Below are 21,197 nucleotides of genomic sequence, written 5' to 3'. Positions count from 1 at the left end.
CATTACTAATGCCGTATGACTGCTACGTCGTGCTTCAACTTCATCAAAATATTCTATTATAGATTTATTTCCTGGGACATCAAGTGTTCTATTGTTAACATGCTTATTAACCCAATCCAATAAATCTGCGTTATCATTCGGTATATCTTTAATTTGTAATGGATCATTATGCGCTAAAATATATTCAATCATAGCGATAAATTGTTGGCCCATATACTGTATCGTTTGCGAACGATATAAATCGCTGTTGTACTCAATATTGATAGTATAATTATCACAATCTTCTTCAATAATAAAGGCTAAATCGAATTTTGATGTCACTGATTTCGGTGGTATATGTGTTAACTTACTATGCCCAAAATGTGAGTGATTCGTTTCATTATTTTGTAAAACTAACATCACATCAAATAATGGATTTCGAGAAGCATCATGTGCTTGATCTAAATCTGCAACAAGACAGTCAAATGGATATTCTTGATGTTCATACGTTACTAAACTAAGCACTTTAATTTCTTGTAAAAACTGTGCCCACATTTTCTCTTTCACTGGTTGTCCTCGATACACTAAAGTATTAGCAAACATGCCTAACATACCCTCTGTATCACTATGCATACGTGCACTCATGACACTACCTACTGTAATGTCCTCTTTTCGTGCATATTTACCTAACAGTACCATTACTACACTCATAAAGAACATAAAATCAGTAACTTGATACTCCTCTACATATTGTTGCAACTGATATCTTGTAGTATTACTCAATGAAAATGATCTCATCGCACCATTTGTTGTTTTAACATTAGGTCTTACATAATCAGTAAGCATATTCAAAATAGGCACACCATCTTCAAATTGCGCTATCCAATATTGTCTATGTCGCTCCATATCACGTCGAGCCATCCATTCACTATAGTCTTTATACTGTAATTTAAGTGGGGACAACTTTTTATTTTGGTAAAGCGCATTAAGATCATTTACTAGCTGAATATTACTCATACCATCATTGATAATGTGATGTGTATCAATAAATAAATATGAATGCAACGGACTTCGAATATATCTAATTCGAATTTGACTTGGCTTTTCTAAATTAAAAGGTTCTATATACTGACGCATGATTTGTTGTTCATCTGTAAAATGAGTATTAACCTCTTCAAAGTCAACTTCAACATCTTTTTCAATACGCTGTCTAACTTCATCATCTACAACTATATATTTCGTCCGTAAAATCTCATGTCGTGCTATTAGTTGATGTATTGCATGTCGTAATTGTGCCACATTAAGATCCGATGACAAACGCCATAAAAACGGTACGTTATACACAGTATCTTTTTGATTTGCTTGCCATAATAAATACATGCGTTGTTGCGTAGAACTCAAGACGTAGTCCTCTTTATTCACCGCTATAGGAATCGATTCATATCTTTGTTCATGAATTGTCGAAATAGCTTGTGCTAATTCAAATACAGTTGGTGTTTGTAACAAATCACTAATTTTCAACCGTTTACCAGTATATTCCTCTATACGATTTACTACTAATGTTGCTTTTAGTGAATGTCCACCTAATTCAAAAAAGTTATCATGTATTCCGACTTGTTGCACATTTAAAATATCTTCGAAAATTTGGCACATCATATGTTCCATATCAGTACTAGGAGGTACATAAGTACCCATATCAACGACGTCCACCTTAGGTAAAGATTTTTTATCTATCTTTCCATTAATCGTAATTGGAATTTGTTCAATACGCAGGAAATTAACAGGTATCATATATTCTGGCAACGTTCTACGTAATTGTGCCTTAATCTTATTATTAGACAATACATGCATGCCCTCATAATAGGCCACAATATAGTCTTCTTGGTCATGTGTTTGAACAATAACCGCCGCTTTATTTATACCTTGTATATGCTCAAGTGCACGTTCTATTTCAGATAACTCAATTCTAAATCCACGAATCTTAACTTGCTTATCCATTCGATATAAATAATCGATATTCCCATCTGGTAATAAACGTACAATGTCACCACTTTTATACATCAATTGATGATTTTTGGCATTCATGATAAATTTATCTGCGGTCATTTCCGGCTGATTTAAATAGCCTGTTGCTAAACCAAGACCTCCTATACATAGCTCTCCAGGAACACCTACTCCACAACATCGATGACCTTGCATAACGTAGACATGCGTACCGATAATAGGTTTACCAATTGGAATACGTCTTGGAACTTCACTCGGTATAGCATAAGTTGTCGTAAATGTCGTATTTTCTGTAGGACCATACCCATTAATAATTTGAGGATGTTTCAATCTTTGATTTAACAAGTTTACCCACTTAGCATTTAAAACTTCACCACCGATTAATAAGTAACTCAACGGTTCCAATATTTCGATACGTTCACTAGCAATTTAGTTATATAACGAAGAAGTTAACCACATTGTATTAACATCATTTTCTTTAATCAGCCGTCCCAATGCCATTGGATTCAACAATTGCTCTTTAGTAGTTACGATGATAGTACCGCCATTTAACAATGCACCATATATTTCAAAGGTTGCAGCATCAAAAGCAATCGTACCTGACAGTAGCACCGTCGTTGCTTCATTTAATGGTACATAATGATTTCTATGAACTAAGCGAACAATCCCACGATGCGGAATCAATGTCCCCTTAGGCTTACCTGTTGTGCCGGAAGTATAAATGACATAAGCATGATTCTCATTCGTATTACATCTCGGAAGATTATCAGCATATTGCCAATTGACCTGTTCTAATTCTATGTGAGCAATATTTTGTTTACTATTTTTATATGATACTTGATATGTTATAACAACTTTTGGCATTGCATCATTTAAAATATATGATTGGCGTTCATCTGGATAATCAGAATCTATGGGCACATATGCACCACCCGCTTTTAAAACTCCTAACATTGCGACAATCATTTCAATGCTCCGATTAGCAATGATAGCAATTCTATCATTAGGTTTAACATTATAATGCAACCTTAAGCGCCTAGCTAAATCATTGGCACGTGCATTTAAAGTTTGATAAGTCATTGCTTTCCCTTCAAATTTAACAGCAATATGATTCGGTGTTGCTTCAACTTGACGTTCAAACAAATCAACAACTGTGTGCTTATTGTCTATAGCTGATATGTTTAAATTGATTGAATCATATATTTTCATATCATTCTCAGTCATCAAATTGAGTTCACCAATTGTCATTTTCTTATTTCTGCTTATTTGAACATAAATATTTTTCATTAAGTTACTTAGCGTTTCTATTGATAACAAATCATACGCCTCACTGTTATAAATAATTTTATAACCATACTCATTGGGGAAAATTTCAATATCAGCTAAACTTGTATGTGTGTCGTGTAATTGATGAATATCCATAACGACATCATTACAATACGTCACTGTTTGATGGTAACAGTGAAAAATAGTTTCTAACGAAAGTGATGTCTTTGCGGATTGTAATGTGTTGGCATTTTTAAAAACAATATTACCAAATTCAGATACAACATGATGACATGTTTCTTGATTATCAATTTTTAAAGTTAAGGGTACTACACTACCATGTAACGTTAATAAATCTTCGCTACTAGGAAACCTCGGAGGTATGTGCATACCTAAAGTCACATCATGTTGCTGACTTATAATATGATTGGCTAAATATACACTCACAGCCAATGATTTAATGTCGACTGATGACATATCATCAATCAAATATTGTTTATACATTGGTTGCTCATAGGTGAACTTGATTGGAAAATAACTCTCTTTATATACTTCACTATTATTCTCTAGCCGAAAACAGTCTGATTGTATATGAGATTCATCTTGATTGTGTGTGCACTTATCTTTTTGCTCATCACTTAAATGTGATTTATGTTTCGTATAGTTTAAAGAATTGATATCACGATATGCATTACTCATTTCACTCAGAAACATATCAAGATGACTATCATCAAAGATTGTCACATGAAAATCTAATAATATAAAAGTTGCATCAGTAAACTGAAACAATTTAAATTTAAATAACGGCATGCCATTATAATGGAATCTATTTAATTTTTGCTTAAAATAAGAGTCTAAATCATAATTTGTAGAAGAAAATGGAACTTGTTGTATTTCAATAAAAGGTAAAAATTCATGAAGCGTCATTGTATAGTCATTATTGACATTAGCATTAATACATTGTCTTAAAGATGGATGTTGTTGCACAACTTTCGATAGTGCATGCATCATTTGCTGAGTATCAACATTTGTAGCAAGTTTAACCCAATACGTATTACGGTGTGTCGTTGATTCTGTATGATTGCTGTATATTCTAAAATATTCTTGTTGAAATTTCATGTTACCCATAATCATATAAAGTCCTTCTTTCATATCATAATACCCAATCTATACTGAAATTGAATGATGATATGTTAATGAATGGTAGTACTACTTATCTCGTTAAATGATGATTATTACAGAACATCATTTGTGATATCAGGTCAGTAGCGATATATCTCTACCCTTAAAATACATCGCCCGTATCAATCACCGAACATTTTAAATGTAAATTACATACATTACGATAAGTAATACTTTATTTTTACTCAATAACTATCATTTATTAATATCATTCATTATCTTCAGTACTGTTGTTACAAAATATCCATGAAGCAAGTTTATATTAAACAAACAACTCGCATAAAACAATTGTTATCGCTAAATTTTAACAAATTCTTAATAAATTTATCTCCATTTTAATCACGACCTAATTAATAGGTTTTCAATATAAACAAATGTATAAAATAAATATTTAAGTAAATTCAATCTGTATTCGATTGTTTTTGTCCCCCGGATATACCAGCAACGAGCATGATAGCACCAATTGTTAACACTATAAACATATACAGTCCCATTTGTAATGATGTTAAGAAAGCACCCAACACAATCCCTAACCTAGCTAGTGTTTCTGATATATGAATACCTAATGCATTAACAGCACTATAAGTCCCCCTTTTAGCTTTAGGAATAATTTTAAAACGTTGTTCTGAAACTATAGGTGAATAAATAATTTCACCTACAGTTGCGACTATCATAAAGACTAGTAATAAGCCAAACTGATTAAGATAAGTTAGACCACTATAGCCGACAATATAAATCAATAAACCTGTTATTAAAGCTATTTTAAAATCTATTTTCAATACAACTTTCGAGATAAAATACGTGAGTAAAATGACGCCGACCGTATTAATCATTAGCAAGATTGCTAACATCTTAGCACCAGTAATTTCATATGAACCTATGCTTATTGTTTCAAACTGATCCTTTAGTCTAATAGCAATGTATGAAGAAATTGAAAATTCACCCATCATGATGATACTGAATCCCGAAATCAATAACATGTAATTACGGTCTTTTAAAACTAATTTATAACTACGAAATATTTTCATAATTTGTAAGTTTTGATAACTACTTACATGTCTGTAGTCATCACTTCGCCTTACTTGCTCTCGGTCTTGAGGTAACCAAATATATAAAATAATCAGTACAATTAAAAATATACAAGCCGCTATTAAAAAAAGTAGTAACATGTTATAGCCATACATCAAACCGCCTAACAATGCCCCAATAGCTACCGATAAGTTCGTAATCCAGTAGCTAAGCTTATAAATATAATGTTCCACGTCTTCGGTAATTGCATCCATAATTAATGTGTCCATAACTGGAAATTGTAATCCCCAAACAATTGTAAATATGGCATATGCAACGCAAAAGCCAATGATTTGCCACAACTGATGAGATCCAAACATGCCCATTAACACAAGCATAATAACCATCGTCGCCTGATAAATAAGTACTAGCAACTTTTTCGGAAATATCTCAATAAGATAACCAGATATAATGGACAATGGAAATTTTAGAACTACTAAACCAACAAGGTATATGCCAACAATTGATTGACTTAACATGTCTGTTAAATACAATGCTATAAACGGTATGAATGCCGTCGTAATAATCAGCTGTAAAAAATTACTAATCAATCGTACTTTCAAAGTCATACTTAAGCGTTTCATTGAAAACTACACTCCAATCCCCATCTATATACACATTAACATTTATATGAAATCTATTATTCAATCATACGTTGAAGCAAAGAATTTTTTAATTATGGCAAATTTATTTAATAAATAAATGCATCGACTTTAAAAAATTCTTGCATATAGCTCCTCAAAAATTTAGTGCTATATGATTATATATTATTCTAAATGAGTGAAATTTATCAATATTTGCGTAAGTGAACACATATGTGCGTAAATGTTAAATCATTGTCCTAACATAGCCGTGACTATACTTAGATGTAATCATAAAAAAACTACTGCCATCTTTATAACAGCAGTAGTACTTATATAATTCATTTATATAAAATTGAAAGCGTTAATCACTAGCCCAGCATCCTTATTCTATTTAGCTGTATAACTTTTACTAGCAATACGACCACTTGCAACAATAATATCTTTATCTTGGAAAGGTTCATGATTGAAGAAACGATCTAAAATATCTTTAACTCCATCTTCAATACGTTTTTGTGCTTCTAAAGTCATACCTGAATAGTGAACTGTCATAGCATTTCTAGGCATTGTTCTCCATGGATGATCAGCAGGTGCAGGTTGTGGATACCAAACATCACCAGCATATCCTTGTAAATGCTCAGATGCTAACGCTTCAACTAAAGCATCACGATTTACAATTTTACCACGTGCAGTATTCACTAAATAACTGTGTTTTTTCATACGACTTAAAACATCTTTATCAAATAAGTTATCAGTTTCTGGTGTTAATGGTGCATGAATTGTAATCGCATCACTTGTTGAAACAAGTTCATCAAAGCTTACAAATTTAGACAGTTTATGGTCTTGTTGATTGATTGGATCATAGTGTTGTAATGTCACATTAAATGGTGCTAATCTTTCAGCAACAAGTTGTCCAATTCGTCCAAATCCAAAAATACCAATTGTTTTGTGTTGTAATTCATGCGCATGATTACCTACTTGAGACAAGTTCCATTCACCCTCTACTGATTGACGATGACCTTCTTCATAGTTTCTAAGAAGTATTAATAAATCCATAACCGCATGTTCTGCCACACTAACTGTATTACTTCCTGTAACTTCAACGACACCAATGTTGTGTTCACTTGCTGCCGCTAAATCTACATGGTCAGATCCTACACCTGCTGTAATTGCTAATTTCAAGTTCGGTGCTTTTTCAATACGTTCACGAGTCATATATGCAGGATAAAATGGTGCACTAATAATCACATCCATATCTGGTAAATGTTTATCTAAGTCTTCACCATTATCTGCTAATATAATGAACTCATGTCCTCTTTCCTCTAAAAATGATTTTAATCCTAATGCTTTTTTAGTATTAAGTAATTGATTGTCTTGACCTTCTACTGCTTCTGGAAATAACGCTACGATTTTCATATCCATCTCTCCTAAATGATAAATTTTGACTTCCTTAAAGTACGTGTTGCATGTTGCTTGTTTTAAAAATGCGACAAAAAAACGGCACCGTTTGACATTCCACCCCCTTGAATTGTTGTTAAATTCAAAGCGAAGTTAGCAAACAGCACCGCGTACCTTACACCAGCAACACTTATTCTATTGACTTATCGAAAACAAATATCGAAATGACTTCATCATCATTCAAATCAATATCTGTAAATAATTTTACAAATTTAGCGCCTACAAGACTTTCCATCTCATTAACATCTATTTCTTTATACATCTGTTTAATCTTCTCTGTGCGTGTATAATGTAGCATCGATTCATTGCGTTTGTCGTTTAAGTAAAAACTTTCAACTTTACTCAAGACACCTGTCATATGCGCAATCGCCCAATTATCTTTAAACGACACTCGAATACTATTGGGTCCTTTACCCACGTATTCTTTACGATAAGATCTCACTAGATTCGAGAATTGTTGTTCTTTAGTCTGCGTATCTATTGTATTCACCTTCTTTAAAATAAGAAGTTCATTAATTGTTCACATTTTCATTATACACCTTATTAACACTTTTTCAATGATAACGATTATTATTATTACGAAATGTATATTTTTTAAGTTAAAAGGATATATCAAATTAACGGAAAATGTTTATAAACTAAGATTTATATTATTTTAAAAAATGTTTCAACAAACGCAGCTAAACAACAAATCAGCTTATCACACTTACCCCTTCAATGATTCTTCAAGTTTACCTAAATGTCTTAATGTCGGCGTTAATGCAGCAAAGAAAAAGCCTTCTTTTAATTTACGTACTTGTGGGGAATACAGCGTATATGCTCTTGAGCCACCATTAACAACAGAAGCTTGGTTTACATCCAACAATAAATAACCAATGTCCTTCTTCAATGATATTAGTTCACTTAAATGGTCATCTAAATTGCCATCTTCTAATAATGCATAAAATGCCTCTCTAAGTTGATGATAACGCTTTTTAAAATCTTCAACATCGTATTCTAAATATTGATTGATACCATTTTGCGCATTAGAAAATGCATCGATTAAATCTAATGAACTCTTGATTGATCCTAATCCTATTGGAATTTGGTATGCAATAAATTGTGGTCGAATAGTTGCAGCAAACTGTTTTGCATCATGCGTTATAATCTGAGATTGTGGTACCACCACTTGATTTAGCGTAATTTGATATGTAGCTGAACCATTGACTCCTAAAAAGTTTGTTTTCTCTACGAGTGTGATACCTTCTTGATTTGCTCGTAATATAAACATGACAAATTCATCTGATGATTGATGCTTCGAAATCGCACCAAAGTAATGATCTTCTTGGATATTACTAACAGCCGGCATACGTCCACTAACAACTAGTTGCCCATCGACATATGAATGCTCTAAGTTTAATTTTTCTAAATCATTAAAGGATTTCATTGGATTAGACAACCCGGTAGCACCTAACACTTCTCCAGATAACAATTGTACTTGTAAGTCTTTATTTAAATGTGGCTGTGGCGCATTTTGTAAATAAGTAGAAAAGGCCAACTGGCACCATAAGCAAAAGCCTGTTGTCAAACAAGACTGCGATACCGCTTCGATTACTTCAGCATTTTTTCTAAGTGATGCTTCACTAAAATATCCATCTATAAATAATTTTTGAATAAACGCCTTCGGATAATATGTGCCAGCATCAATTTCTTCTAAATATGGATTCAACTGTTCTTTGATTAATGTTTCTAAAGTCATCATTATCTCTCCTTATTCTCCAAATCTTTTCAGTATAAATTGCTCAATATAACTAATTAAACGGTCTATTATAAAGCCAAATAGACCTATAAAGAAGATTGCTGCTAATACATCTTCTAAATTCAACATATTTCGTGCATCTACAATTAAAAATCCTAGACCTGATTGCGCTCCTATCATTTCACCAGAAACTAAAAATATCCAACTTGTTCCAACGGCCATATGTATACCAGCCATAATCTGTTTGAATGCCCCAGGAAATAAAATGTTCCGGTATAGCGACCACCCAGTTAAATTTAAATTAGTAGCTATTTTCAAATATTGAGGCTCAATATCTCTTATACCTTTAATTGTGTTAAAAACAATTGGGAAAAAGGCTGCTATAAAAATAATTGCTATCGCTGGTAAACTTCCAATGCCAAACCATAGGACAACAAATGGCGCCCATGCTATCGGTGATATTGTTCTAATCAAATGAAATAGTGGTTCTACTGCATTGTAAAACCAGTGATTTCTTCCAAGTAGAAACCCTACTGGAATAGCAACGATTAGTGCGACAACAAAGCCTGCAACAAATCGCCATAAACTAATAACCAAATGTTGAAAAATCTCTCCAGTAACAATGAATGTCCAAATACTTTTTCCTACAAGCGCTGGACCAGGGAGCAATACTGGTTGGTAGTGTCCTATGATAATAACTAGTTCCCATATGCCTAAGAAAATAATAAATGTGATAATTGGTAGTAATATTTTATTTATTGTGAGACGTGTCATGAACGTGATGCCTCCTTATACAGTGATGGTTCAACAAAGTCATCATATGAAGGTGGGTTAAATAATTGATGCTGTCTTACCAATTTCGAAATTTCTTGATAGCCTGATGGTTTAATAGTTAAGTCACCATATGATGTCCACTCGGCTGATTGTGTTAAAACGTCACGGCTTTGTTTAAAATGATGTGTCATGACATCAACACTTTGCTTTTTATCGTTCATTTTAAATCCAGATTTTTTATAATCATCTATAAATGCTTGTGCAACATTTCTGTGTTGCTGTAGAAGTTCACCTCTAAGCACTAGTACACAACAATATGCATCCGGAATAATATCATCACCATGTTTTAAAGTTTTACCTTTTCCTAACTTTTCACCGAGAGCACCAAACGGTTCAGCTACAGCGTATCCAGTAATTCGATGTTCACTTAGAGCTGCTGGCATTTCTGCTGGTGACATTTCATGATAGCTAAAATGACCAGATTGAATCTTTAATTGCTTTCGTAATTCTTCTAGTAAAAGATAATGCGTTGAATAGCGGTGAGGTATGCCAAAATGATAGTCATCATTATTATTAAATTCACTCAAATGCATACCTTTTTGTCCCATAATGACATTACCTTCATGATGGCCTAATGCCACAGCTTTTATATTTGATCCCTTTTGTTTTGACTTCATAGCAAGTTCTATTAAAGTCGAAGCACCATCTATACGACCACTATTTAATGCATCCATTAAATCTGGCCAATTATTAAATTTTACTAATTCAAGTTTGTATTTAGGATGGCTCGATTGCGATAGTAATTTTTTAGTCATCATCAAATTCGCTGAATGTGTAATCGGCAAATATCCTATTTTAATTACTTGCTGATTTTGCGACTTTTTAGACGACTCTTTAGACGTCCTTTGCCAGTCACAGCCTGAAAGTATAAGGAATCCAATGATAACGATTGTGATAATTTTTTTCATCGTTTTTCACTCCTTATAAATAGTATTCAGGTTCAACTTGGTGATGATTCAAGGCAAATGTTTCCATAATATCATGCCGAATTTTAAGCAAATGACTATCATTACGATTACGGGGATGTGATGTTGTCATTTCATATTGAGAAATAATATGACAGCCTTCCCCTAATAAAACAATTCGATCAGAAAGATAAATTGCTTCATCAATATCGTGGGTTACAAGAATGATAGTGGCTTTTGTTTGATGTTTTAATTGCACTAGCTGATCCTGCAATTTATATCGTGTAAATGCATCTAATGCGCCTAATGGCTCATCCATTAATATGACGTTAGGCTGATGTACATGAGCACGACACAGTGCTACGCGTTGTTTCATACCACCAGATAATTGCTCCGGAAAATGCTTACCTTTTCCATCTAAATCAACTAATTTAAGTTGTTCATTGATATCTGTATCAGTGATTTTTTTATGTAAACCCATCCTAATATTGTCATTAATCGTCTTCCAAGGTAGCAAATTATGATGTTGGAATAACATCAAACAATCTGGCGATGGGTGTCGCTTTACTTGATCATTAATCACGACTTGTCCTGACGATGGTTGAATAAATCCACCAATAATATTAAGTAAGGTAGACTTACCACAACCACTTTTTCCTATAAATGAGATTATTTCCCCTTTGCTAATATCTAAATTAAAGTTATGTATGACTTGATGTGTACCGAAATGATGTTGTAATTGCTGTATTTTAATCATGACAATCCCCCTTATAATTCCTACTATTTTAATAAGAATTAAGTGTATATCTAAAGGGCTATGCTTAACACAGCCCTTATATCGTAAATTGTTATAACTAAAGATGATTATTGATATCGTGTTCGTTACTTCTTATTCCTTACCACTTTTATAAATTATCTTTAGAAAAATAGCAGTCCTATACTAGATTAGAAAAAATATTTACTTCAATACCTCTATAAACAAATGTTGTATTCCGTTAATGATACCTATCATTGAAACAACTCACGTTCATCGGTACTAAATACTCAAATTTGATGACAAACATCAACTTGTAGTCTTATTAAAGTTTTTCGATGCCATCGATTGGTGTATCTACTGCTTTACGCGCACGACGCACCGCTTCTTCATCAGGTGCATTATATAAACAAATACATTTAGACATATCTTCACATACATATGTACGTTTAAATTCTACTTCTGGTACTTCTTCATAATGAACAGAATTTTTCTTTTTACGCGCTAAATATTGATCCATAGTAATGCCATCAGGAATATTCCAAGTTACAAGGTAATCGACATGTGCATCTCCATTTTTAACTTCGTCTAAATCCTTTCCAACTAAACGTACTTCTTTCACTAATTGAATACTGATACCTACGTCTGTTAAAAATTGTTTAGCTTCTGATTCATCATTTGCTTCTACAATAAAATATCCATGAGTTAAATTTTCAGTAGCTTGTACTTCAATTAAAGTTGGTATTGCTTTCGTAGATAACGATGCTGCCTTTGCTTCCAGTTCTTCTTTCGATGATGCAAAATCATGATGATTGGCTTCCAGTAAAAATAATGTCATTAATAAGACCTCCTATAACAATGGTTGAAAAAATATTACTATAATTCATATCAGATTACAAGGATATTAAACTATTTTTTTAAATATTTAGATAAAATTTCAAGAAACATAATTTCAAAGAGTATAAAAATAATGTTAGGGTATAACTAAATAAACATATATATAGGGGGCTATCATTATGGATAAAGAATCTGTCGTAGCAAGTTTAGCAAGAAATAGAAAGATTGCTGTGGAAACAATGGCCGGTCAACGATACATCATAGAACGTATTTTACATACAGATGACGAAAAACATATTCATATTCTGAAACCTAAAGACGTCATTTTAGAAGTGGATGACATTAAAGAGATTGATGAAAATGATTTAGGTGACGCAACATAAACAAACCATGCGCTGTGCTAAAATTATTCTGGCACAGCGCATGTTGTTTAATTATTTTAATTTATCAAAGTATGGTTCATCTAATGGGTTTAGTTGTAAGTTTTCAATTTGCAATGTTGAATGTGCAATGCCATATTTTTCTTCAAGCAGCGTTGAAACTTGATCAATAGCTTGATAATCATCAACATCATAATTTCTATCTAACACAACATGAGCGCTTAATGAGTAATGTTCTGTGGTAATACTCCACAAATGAAACTCGTGTACATCTAAAATACCATCGATACTAATTATATCTTCAATGATTTCATCAGTATTTAAATGTTTAGGTACACTTTCCATTAGAATTAGCCAAGCATTGCGCGTAATTTTATAACCACCACGCAAAATTATGATTGAAATCACAATACTAATGATTGGGTCAATGATGCGCCAACCAGTAAAATGAATCAATACTACCGCTAAGATGACACCAATAGAGTTTAACAAGTCTCCCATAAAATGCCATAGTGCACTTTGAATATTAATATTGTCTTCTTGTTTTAAAGACCTTACTAAAATTATAGTCAAAATAACATTAACCAGCAGACCAATACTAGCTATGATAAACATAATGCCACTTTCGATTTGTTGTGGATAAATAATGCGCACAATCGCCTCATATAAAATCCAAATTGATATTACAATCAATGCTAAACCATTTAAAAATGCTGCTAATATCTCAAATCTCAAAAATCCAAATGTATAGCGTGCGGTCGGTTTCTTACTTGCAAAATAAATTGCTAGCATCGATAAACCTAGCGCTAATACATCACTTAACATATGAAATGAATCAGAAAGTAATGCCAATGAATTTGACACTAATCCTCCAACAAATTCAATCACTGTAAATAACAATGTAATAATCAGTGATGCCCATAATGTCCTTTTAGAACTTTGTTGAATTTTTTGATGATCAACATGATGGAAATATTTGTATCTGTTTAATGCAATTTTCTCCCTTTTATTCATCTAATTTTCCCCTCCTAAATAAAGCACCATATTCAATAAAATTAATTTCGAAAGTAAATATTTATAGTTTTATAAAAATAATAGCATTCTCGTGAATAAACACGTTTTATAAAATAACTATTTTATGACATGATAGTTCATTTATATTTACCCTTTATAACGTGATGTAATATTACTTTCACAAAATCTTTTACCACTTAACGTCTCGTTCCTTTATCCCTATCATATAGAATATATATGAAACTGCCGAGAGTATTAAGCTATTTACACAAAAATGACAAAAACTATAACCCCTTTTCAATCAAATAAACGTAATGCAAAAAATAATACAATTAAAAACAGCAGTAAGATGATTTGTAATTAAAAACATCCTACTGCTGTTATTTTTGTCATTATATACTAACATCATTACACGTATTCCCATGTATTACGTCATTCTAATTAAAATCTTAATCGCCTCGGTAAGTATTAAGACCTACCGCTAGACTGACCTAAGAACACGTTTCAAAAACTATATTTACTCTAGTACAAACCTTTTAAAGCGTTACTTGTATCAATATAAATATTTTTAACTTGTTGATAATTGCTTAACGCACCTTTATATGTTTCTCGACCAATACCTGATTTTTTATAACCACCAAATGGTGCGCCTTCTGGTACTTGGTTATAAGTGTTAATCCAAATACGTCCTGTACGTACGGCCTTCGCAATATTTAATGCACGTGTAATATTTTGAGAGAATACACCACCAGCCAAACCATACTCTGAGTCATTAGCGATTTCTATTGCCTCTTGATCATCTTTTACTTTAATGACTGTTAACACTGGTCCAAATATCTCTTCTTGAGCTAACTTGTGATGGTTATCTGGCACAGCAATTAACGTTGGTTCAAAGAAGAAACCTTTATCTAATCCATTTTCTGTTAGACGATGACCTCCTGCTAATATTTGTGCATCTGATTCTTTTGCTACATCAATATATGATTGAATTTTATCTAATTGATCCTTACCAGTTTGACTACCCATTTGTGTAGATTCATCTTGTGGATCACCGACTTTAATATTCGAAAATGCCTCTTGTAAACGTGGCACCAATTGATCATAAATTTTTTCATGAACTAATAATCGAGAGCCTGCACTACATACTTCACCTTGGTTGAATAAAATACCTAATTGAATACCTTCAACTGCTAAGTCTAAATTAGCATCATCTAAAATAATGTTGGCACTCTTACCTCCAAGTTCTAATGTAGCAGGAACCAAATGTTTCGCTGCAGCTTCTGCAACTTGATATCCCACATCAGTTGAACCAGTAAATGATAATTTATCCACACCTTCATGATTAAATATCGCATTACCTGACTCTGATCCTTTACCAGTTAGTATATTAACAACACCTTTTGGTAATACTTCTTGGAAGATTTTTGCAACTTCCAATAAACTTAATGGTGTCGAAGATGAAGGTTGTATCACAATCGTATTACCTGCAGCAATAGCAGGTGCAATCTTCCATGCAGCTAATAACATTGGGAAGTTCCAAGCAACAACTGCACCTACAACTCCAATTGGTTCATGTCTTACGATACTCATTGTGTCTTTATCGATATCATTCACTGTACCTTCTTCTGTTTCAATAACACTTGCGAAATAATGAAAATGTCTTGCCGCAAGTGGAATATCAATTGCTGTTGTCTCACGAATCGGTTTACCATTATTTAATGTTTCAATCATTGCAATTTTATCTTTTTGCGCCATTAATTTATCACCAATGTCACGTAACATGTGCGCTCGTTCTGTTTTTGATGTCAATGACCATGATTCAAATGCCTCTTGTGCTACTTTGACTGCAGCATCAACATCTTTATCTTTTGCTCTCGTAATATGTGATAGAGTTTCTCCAGTTGCTGGATTAGTCACTTCGATTGTTTCGTCACTGCTACCTTTAACAAATTCCCCATTGATAAATAAACCATAATTCTCTGCTATGTAATCTCGAACGTTTACTGCCATATTATCTCTCCTTTGTTTATAGGCTATAAAATAAATCATTCAGCATCATATATAATAATGATTTTAAACGATATGATTCACATTATATAGTAAGCGTTTACATTTTATAAAATAATCAGCTCACGGATACTTCAACTTTTAAAAACTTCGTCTTATTTAACCACAAAAACTGATTATATTATCGAAAATATATTGCACTTTTCAAAAATAAAACTCATAATATAACTATACTACTTAAGAAAGATTCTCATTATTCAACTGAATTGTTATGAAAGTCGCACTTAAAATGCATGAATAAGATAAAAACAATCCAAGATTTCGATTTACTTACGCATTGCGCTTGTCATACATATTACATCTAGCATGATTTATATTGATATAACGATATAACATGCGCATTAGTATTAGAATGGAGTTTTTACAATGCGACTTATATTAATCGTCATTGGCCTAATATTTACTGCACTTGGTATTGCTGGTGCTGTTTTACCATTATTGCCAACGACACCTTTCTTACTCGTAGCAGTTTTTTGTTTTGCACGAAGTTCGGATCGTTTTTACAATTGGCTTATTAACCAAAAAATTTATAAAGAATATGTTGAAAACTTTTACTTACACCGCGGTTATACGTTACCGCAGAAAATAAAAATTTTAATTAGCTTATACATTGTGATTGGTTTTTCAATTTATATGGTGGATGTTTTGGCAGTACGCATAGGACTAATCATTATGGTTGTCATTCAAACAGTCGTTCTGTTCACATTTGTAAAAACATTACCACAATCAAATAATAAAATAGAGGAGTGATTATCTATGTTTATGGCAGAAAATAGATTACAGTTAGAAAAAGGTAGTGCAGAAGAAACGATTGCACGCTTTTACAATAGACAAGGTATCGAAACAATTGAAGGATTCCAACAAATGTTTGTCACTAAAACATTAAATACTGAAGACACGGATGAAGTTAAAATCTTGACTATTTGGGAATCTGAAGAGAGTTTTAACAATTGGTTAAATTCAGATGTGTTTAAAGAGGCTCATAAAAATGTGCGTTTAAAAAGTGATCATGATGCAGAAAAAAGCCCAATTTTATCAAATAAAGTTTTCACTTATGATATCGGGTATCACTATCAAAAATAAGCATATAAAAATCCCCTAGTCATGTACATCAGCTTCATGATTAGGGGATATTTTAATTATTTATTTTTTAATGGTATGAATTCATCAGGCTTGTCCGAACGTAACCCAAAATAATATTCGATAGCTTCACAAATACGTCGTGATGCTTGCCCATCACCATATGGATTGTTCGCTTGGCTCATACGTCGATATGCTTCATCATCTTCTATGAGTTGCTTCACATTTCGAACAATATTGTCATAATCAGTACCAATTACTTTTGACGTCCCCGCTTTAACACCTTCCGGACGCTCAGTGTGATTCCTTAGCACTAACACAGGCTTTCCAAACGTCGGAGCTTCTTCTTGAATACCACCCGAATCTGTTAACACGAGATATGATTGGTTTGTAAAATTATGGAACTCAATCGCATCTAACGGTTCAATCAATTCAATACGATTTCTATTTGACAAATATTGCTCAGCAATTGCTCTAACCTTTGGATTTCGATGCATTGGATAAATAAAGACCACATCTTCATATTCATCTGCCAAATCTCTCACTGCTTTAAAAATGCGATGCATCGGTTCTCCAATATTTTCACGACGATGGGCTGTTAATAAAATAACTTTCTTACCCTTATGTTTATTAATAATTTTCGAAACGAAATCATCACGTACTGTTGTTGACAATGCGTCAATAACTGTATTTCCAGTAATAAAGATACTGTTTTTATCTTTATTTTCAAAAAGTAAATTTTCAGCAGCAATCACCGTTGGCGCAAAATTCAATTCTGCAATATTGCTTACCATGACACGATTTAATTCTTCAGGAAACGGTGAATATTTCTGATGTGTGCGTAGTCCCGCTTCAACATGTCCAACAGGAATTTGATGGTAAAATGCCGCCAAACTACCTACAAATGTCGTAGTTGTATCACCATGAACTAAAACCATATCTGGCTTTTCTACGTTAATGATATCGTCGAGCTTAGCGAGCGTATTCGCAGTAAGACTCGCTAATGTCTGTTGGTCTTTCATAATGTTTAAATCATGATCAGCTTGAATATCAAATATATTTAGTACGCTATCTAACATATCTCGGTGTTGTGCTGTAATCACAATATTCGCTTCAAGTTGCGCATTATGATCAATTTCTTTTACTAAAGGTGCCATTTTAATTGCTTCGGGTCGAGTTCCGAAAATAACCATAATTTTCTTCATATTATTATCCTCTCTGAGATTCAAACACGTGGCAACTGATCGCTTTTAATGATTCGAGCCTTTATTTTATAAAATGTGTTTGTCCATAAAATCAAATATATTTCCATAATTATAATATGATACATCTTTAAATGAAGATTTTACAACATCCTTAGTATCAAAAATCACTTTATGTTTCATTCCTTTAAAATCATTATCTGTTAAATGTTTAAATTCTGAATGATCACTTAAAATTAGTACTAACGATGCATCTGAAACAGCACGTGCCATTTCATGTTCAACGAAATCTAATTCAACATGTGGATCATAAGCACTTACTTCGATATCGCTCTCTTGCAATAGCAATTGATAAATATCAAATGCTGGTGATTCTCTAATATCATCTACATCACCTTTATATGTTAAACCAAAGACTGCAACTTTATTACCGTTAAGTACTTTAAGCATTTCTTTCGCTTTATCAACAACATAGGCCGGCATTGAATTATTAATTTCACGCCCAGTTTGGATGAGCGTTGCATTTTCAGGGTCTTTAGCAATTATAAAGTAAGGATCTACTGCCAAACAATGACCACCTACACCTGGACCAGGTTGATGGATATTAACACGTGGATGTTTATTAGCCATTTCAATAACATCCAACACATTAATATTTAAGTTATTACATATTTTAGTTAACTCATTCGCTAAAGCTATATTGACATCTCGGTATGTGTTTTCCATTAGCTTACTCATTTCAGCAGTACGTGCATCTGTTTCAATCATTTCTCCCTGAACGAATGTGCGATAGACACGTTTACCCGCTTCAATACAAGCTTTAGTCACACCACCAATAATACGGTTATTATGAACCAATTCTTCTAAAATTTTTCCTGGCAATACACGTTCTGGACAATGGACTAAATAAATATCCTCACCTATTATGAATCCTAAATTTTCAATAACTGGTTTTACAAAATCATCCATTGTTTTTGGGGCAATTGTCGATTCAACAATAATAGTATTTCCTTTTTCTAAAAATGGTAAAATACTGTCGAGTGCAGCCATTACAAGTGAAATATCACATGATTTGTATTGATCATTATTGTTCGGTGTCGGTACCGCAATGATAAATACATCAGATGCTTCAGGTGTTGTGGATACTTTTAATTTACCTGATGCAAGTACATCTTCATAAACTTCTTGCAACCCTGGTTCTTCAATACTAATTTGACCGCTTTGTAACTTATCAATCGTTTGCTGATTTATATCAACACCAAGCACATCGACGCCATGCTTTGCAAACATAATTGATGTTGGTAAACCGATATAACCTAAGCCAACTACTGCTAATTTCATACTATAACCTCCAAATAAAAACTATTTGTATGTTTATTCCATTTAATAGATGACTTATGCCTTATCTTTGGTTGTCGTTTCATCCATGATGTCCGCAATAACAAGTGACATTTTTCCAGGGATAATTTCTAATGCATTATTGTTTTCATATAACGTGTTACTGTAGGTTAAATTGCCAAATAATTTTCTAAAGATCGACAACTTATTAAAATACTTATTTAGCATTGAAGGCATGTGGATCAATACTGTTTTACGATGTGATTGGCGACGTATTTCATGCATTACCGCTGATGTATCAAAATAAAAACTGTCTTGCGGGTGATATACTCCGGTCACTTCTAGTGATATTAATTGATCAATAAACGCTGTCAGGTGTTTAATATATAAAGCACTACGCTGATTTTTAATATTAGGAATGATTGGTAATAATTGCGATAACCTCATTAAGCGTTGGAAATTTCCTGGGCAATGTGGACCATAAATCATTGGTGGTCTCACAATTGCAACGTTAAATGTATCACTCACCATCTCTTGCAATGTTTGTTCAGCAAACATTTTGGAAATACCGTAATTCGTCGTTGGTCTTATAGGTGTTTGTGTGCCGATTTCATCTATTTTCCCAACATTACCATCTTTACCATAGACAGCCATCGTACTCATAAAAATAAATTGCTTGATGCCTTCATCTTTTGCCTTTTGTGCTAATTGTTTCGTAAGCAACATATTCACTTGCATATAATCTGATAGTCGCGCTTTTGGTGTATTATTGTGAACTAAAGCTGCTGTATGAACTAAAACATCATAATCTTTGAACGATGTCGACTTCCATAATTGATTCCTAACATTAATTTGATCCACTCGATGTCCTTGTTCAATAAGCTTATTTTTCAGTGCATTTCCAATGTAGCCATGCATACCTGTAATTAAAATATTTTTTCTCATTAGTGATGCACACCTTCTGAAGTAATAATATTCTTAACCGTTTTATAAATGATATACATATCAAGCATCATGGATTGATGTGTTAAATAATAACGATCATAGGCTACTTTTTGATCATCAGTAATATCATCTCTTCCCATCACTTGAGCTAAGCCGGTCACACCTGGTCTTATCGTATGCACATTCGCTTTTGTACGCTTTTCTATTAACTCGTATTGGTTATAAAGTGCTGGTCTCGGACCTACAATCGACATTTCACCCTTTAAAACATTCAATAATTGAGGTAATTCATCTATAGATGTCTTACGAATGACTTTACCTGTTTTTGTAATATATGAAGTAGAATCCATTAAATCTGTTGCAACGTTTGGCGTGTCTATTTTCATAGATCTGAACTTATAAATATTAAAAAGTTTATTATTAACAGTCGGTCTTTTTTGTTTGAAAATGGCTGGTCCCGGTGATTCAATTTTTATCAGTAATGCTATAACTAAAAGAATCGGACTTAATACTACTAAACCGTAAATTGAACTTACTACATCGAATAATCGCTTCATAATTATCT

17 protein-coding genes and 1 pseudogene are annotated in these 21,197 nt (G+C 32.8%); 3 read left to right on the top strand and 15 right to left on the bottom strand.

Annotated features, from left to right (window positions below; all coding sequences use genetic code 11):
• Positions 1–222 precede the first annotated feature (222 nt).
• The 9 genes and pseudogenes from ML436_00665 to ML436_00625 form a co-directional block, all read right to left on the bottom strand.
• A pseudogene (locus ML436_00665) lies at positions 223–3,063 on the bottom strand (amino acid adenylation domain-containing protein).
• Positions 3,064–4,832: 1,769 nt separating this feature from the next.
• Positions 4,833–6,083: an MFS transporter gene (locus ML436_00660; GenBank protein ID UMT78303.1), complete on the bottom strand. Its 1,251-nt coding sequence runs from the start codon at positions 6,081–6,083 to the stop codon at positions 4,833–4,835.
• Positions 6,084–6,470: 387 nt separating this feature from the next.
• Positions 6,471–7,496, bottom strand: a complete 1,026-nt coding sequence (locus ML436_00655; protein UMT78302.1) for an NAD-dependent formate dehydrogenase — start codon at positions 7,494–7,496, stop codon at positions 6,471–6,473.
• 172 nt (positions 7,497–7,668) lie between these two features.
• Positions 7,669–8,028 (bottom strand): DUF2294 domain-containing protein, encoded by a 360-nt coding sequence (locus tag ML436_00650; GenBank protein ID UMT78301.1) that lies wholly within the window; start codon positions 8,026–8,028, stop codon positions 7,669–7,671.
• Between the two features lie 216 nt (positions 8,029–8,244).
• On the bottom strand, positions 8,245–9,276 hold the full coding sequence (locus ML436_00645; protein ID UMT78300.1) for an acyl-CoA dehydrogenase: 1,032 nt from the start codon (positions 9,274–9,276) through the stop codon (positions 8,245–8,247).
• Positions 9,277–9,288: 12 nt separating this feature from the next.
• On the bottom strand, positions 9,289–10,050 hold the full coding sequence (locus ML436_00640) for an ABC transporter permease (protein UMT78299.1): 762 nt from the start codon (positions 10,048–10,050) through the stop codon (positions 9,289–9,291).
• The gene (locus tag ML436_00635; GenBank protein ID UMT78298.1) at positions 10,047–11,018 is read right to left on the bottom strand and encodes an ABC transporter substrate-binding protein; all 972 of its coding nucleotides are present in this window, start codon (positions 11,016–11,018) and stop codon (positions 10,047–10,049) included. Before ML436_00635 ends, ML436_00640 begins: the two co-directional genes overlap by 4 nt.
• A gap of 13 nt (positions 11,019–11,031) precedes the next feature.
• Complete coding sequence (locus ML436_00630) at positions 11,032–11,772, bottom strand: ABC transporter ATP-binding protein (protein UMT78297.1); 741 nt, start codon at positions 11,770–11,772, stop codon at positions 11,032–11,034.
• A gap of 322 nt (positions 11,773–12,094) precedes the next feature.
• The gene (locus ML436_00625) at positions 12,095–12,607 is read right to left on the bottom strand and encodes a DUF4242 domain-containing protein (protein UMT78296.1); all 513 of its coding nucleotides are present in this window, start codon (positions 12,605–12,607) and stop codon (positions 12,095–12,097) included.
• A 178-nt stretch (positions 12,608–12,785) separates the two neighbouring features.
• Here ML436_00625 and ML436_00620 point away from each other — a divergent pair, with 178 nt between their 5' ends.
• Positions 12,786–12,989, top strand: coding sequence for a hypothetical protein (locus ML436_00620; protein ID UMT78295.1), 204 nt, complete (start codon positions 12,786–12,788; stop codon positions 12,987–12,989).
• 51 nt (positions 12,990–13,040) lie between these two features.
• Here ML436_00620 and ML436_00615 read toward each other — a convergent pair whose 3' ends face one another.
• Both ML436_00615 and ML436_00610 read right to left on the bottom strand, forming a co-directional pair.
• A complete protein-coding gene (locus ML436_00615) occupies positions 13,041–14,000 on the bottom strand; it encodes a cation diffusion facilitator family transporter (protein UMT78294.1) in 960 nt (319 codons plus the stop codon).
• A gap of 522 nt (positions 14,001–14,522) precedes the next feature.
• On the bottom strand, positions 14,523–16,010 hold the full coding sequence (locus tag ML436_00610; protein UMT78293.1) for an aldehyde dehydrogenase family protein: 1,488 nt from the start codon (positions 16,008–16,010) through the stop codon (positions 14,523–14,525).
• A gap of 423 nt (positions 16,011–16,433) precedes the next feature.
• Here ML436_00610 and ML436_00605 point away from each other — a divergent pair, with 423 nt between their 5' ends.
• Both ML436_00605 and isdI read left to right on the top strand, forming a co-directional pair.
• Entirely contained in the window at positions 16,434–16,817 is a 384-nt protein-coding gene (locus ML436_00605; protein ID UMT78292.1) for a YbaN family protein, read from the top strand.
• A 6-nt stretch (positions 16,818–16,823) separates the two neighbouring features.
• Positions 16,824–17,150: a staphylobilin-forming heme oxygenase IsdI gene (isdI, locus tag ML436_00600; GenBank protein ID UMT78291.1), complete on the top strand. Its 327-nt coding sequence runs from the start codon at positions 16,824–16,826 to the stop codon at positions 17,148–17,150.
• 56 nt (positions 17,151–17,206) lie between these two features.
• Here the strand turns inward: isdI and wecB are convergent, their stop codons facing one another.
• The 4 genes from wecB to cap8M all read right to left on the bottom strand — a co-directional run bounded on the left by wecB (position 17,207) and on the right by cap8M (position 21,189).
• Positions 17,207–18,352, bottom strand: coding sequence for a UDP-N-acetylglucosamine 2-epimerase (non-hydrolyzing) (gene wecB, locus ML436_00595; GenBank protein ID UMT78290.1), 1,146 nt, complete (start codon positions 18,350–18,352; stop codon positions 17,207–17,209).
• Between the two features lie 66 nt (positions 18,353–18,418).
• Positions 18,419–19,690, bottom strand: coding sequence for a nucleotide sugar dehydrogenase (locus tag ML436_00590; GenBank protein ID UMT78289.1), 1,272 nt, complete (start codon positions 19,688–19,690; stop codon positions 18,419–18,421).
• A 54-nt stretch (positions 19,691–19,744) separates the two neighbouring features.
• Entirely contained in the window at positions 19,745–20,632 is an 888-nt protein-coding gene (locus ML436_00585) for an NAD-dependent epimerase/dehydratase family protein (protein UMT78288.1), read from the bottom strand.
• Positions 20,632–21,189 (bottom strand): type 8 capsular polysaccharide synthesis protein Cap8M, encoded by a 558-nt coding sequence (cap8M, locus tag ML436_00580; GenBank protein ID UMT78287.1) that lies wholly within the window; start codon positions 21,187–21,189, stop codon positions 20,632–20,634. The genes ML436_00585 and cap8M overlap by 1 nt, the downstream gene beginning before the upstream one ends.
• Between the last annotated feature and the right edge of the window lie 8 nt (positions 21,190–21,197).

Source organism: Staphylococcus roterodami (assembly GCA_022493055.1).
In the GTDB taxonomy this organism is placed as follows: Bacteria; Bacillota; Bacilli; order Staphylococcales; family Staphylococcaceae; genus Staphylococcus; species Staphylococcus singaporensis.
This window is presented reverse-complemented; position numbering and strand designations above follow the sequence as displayed.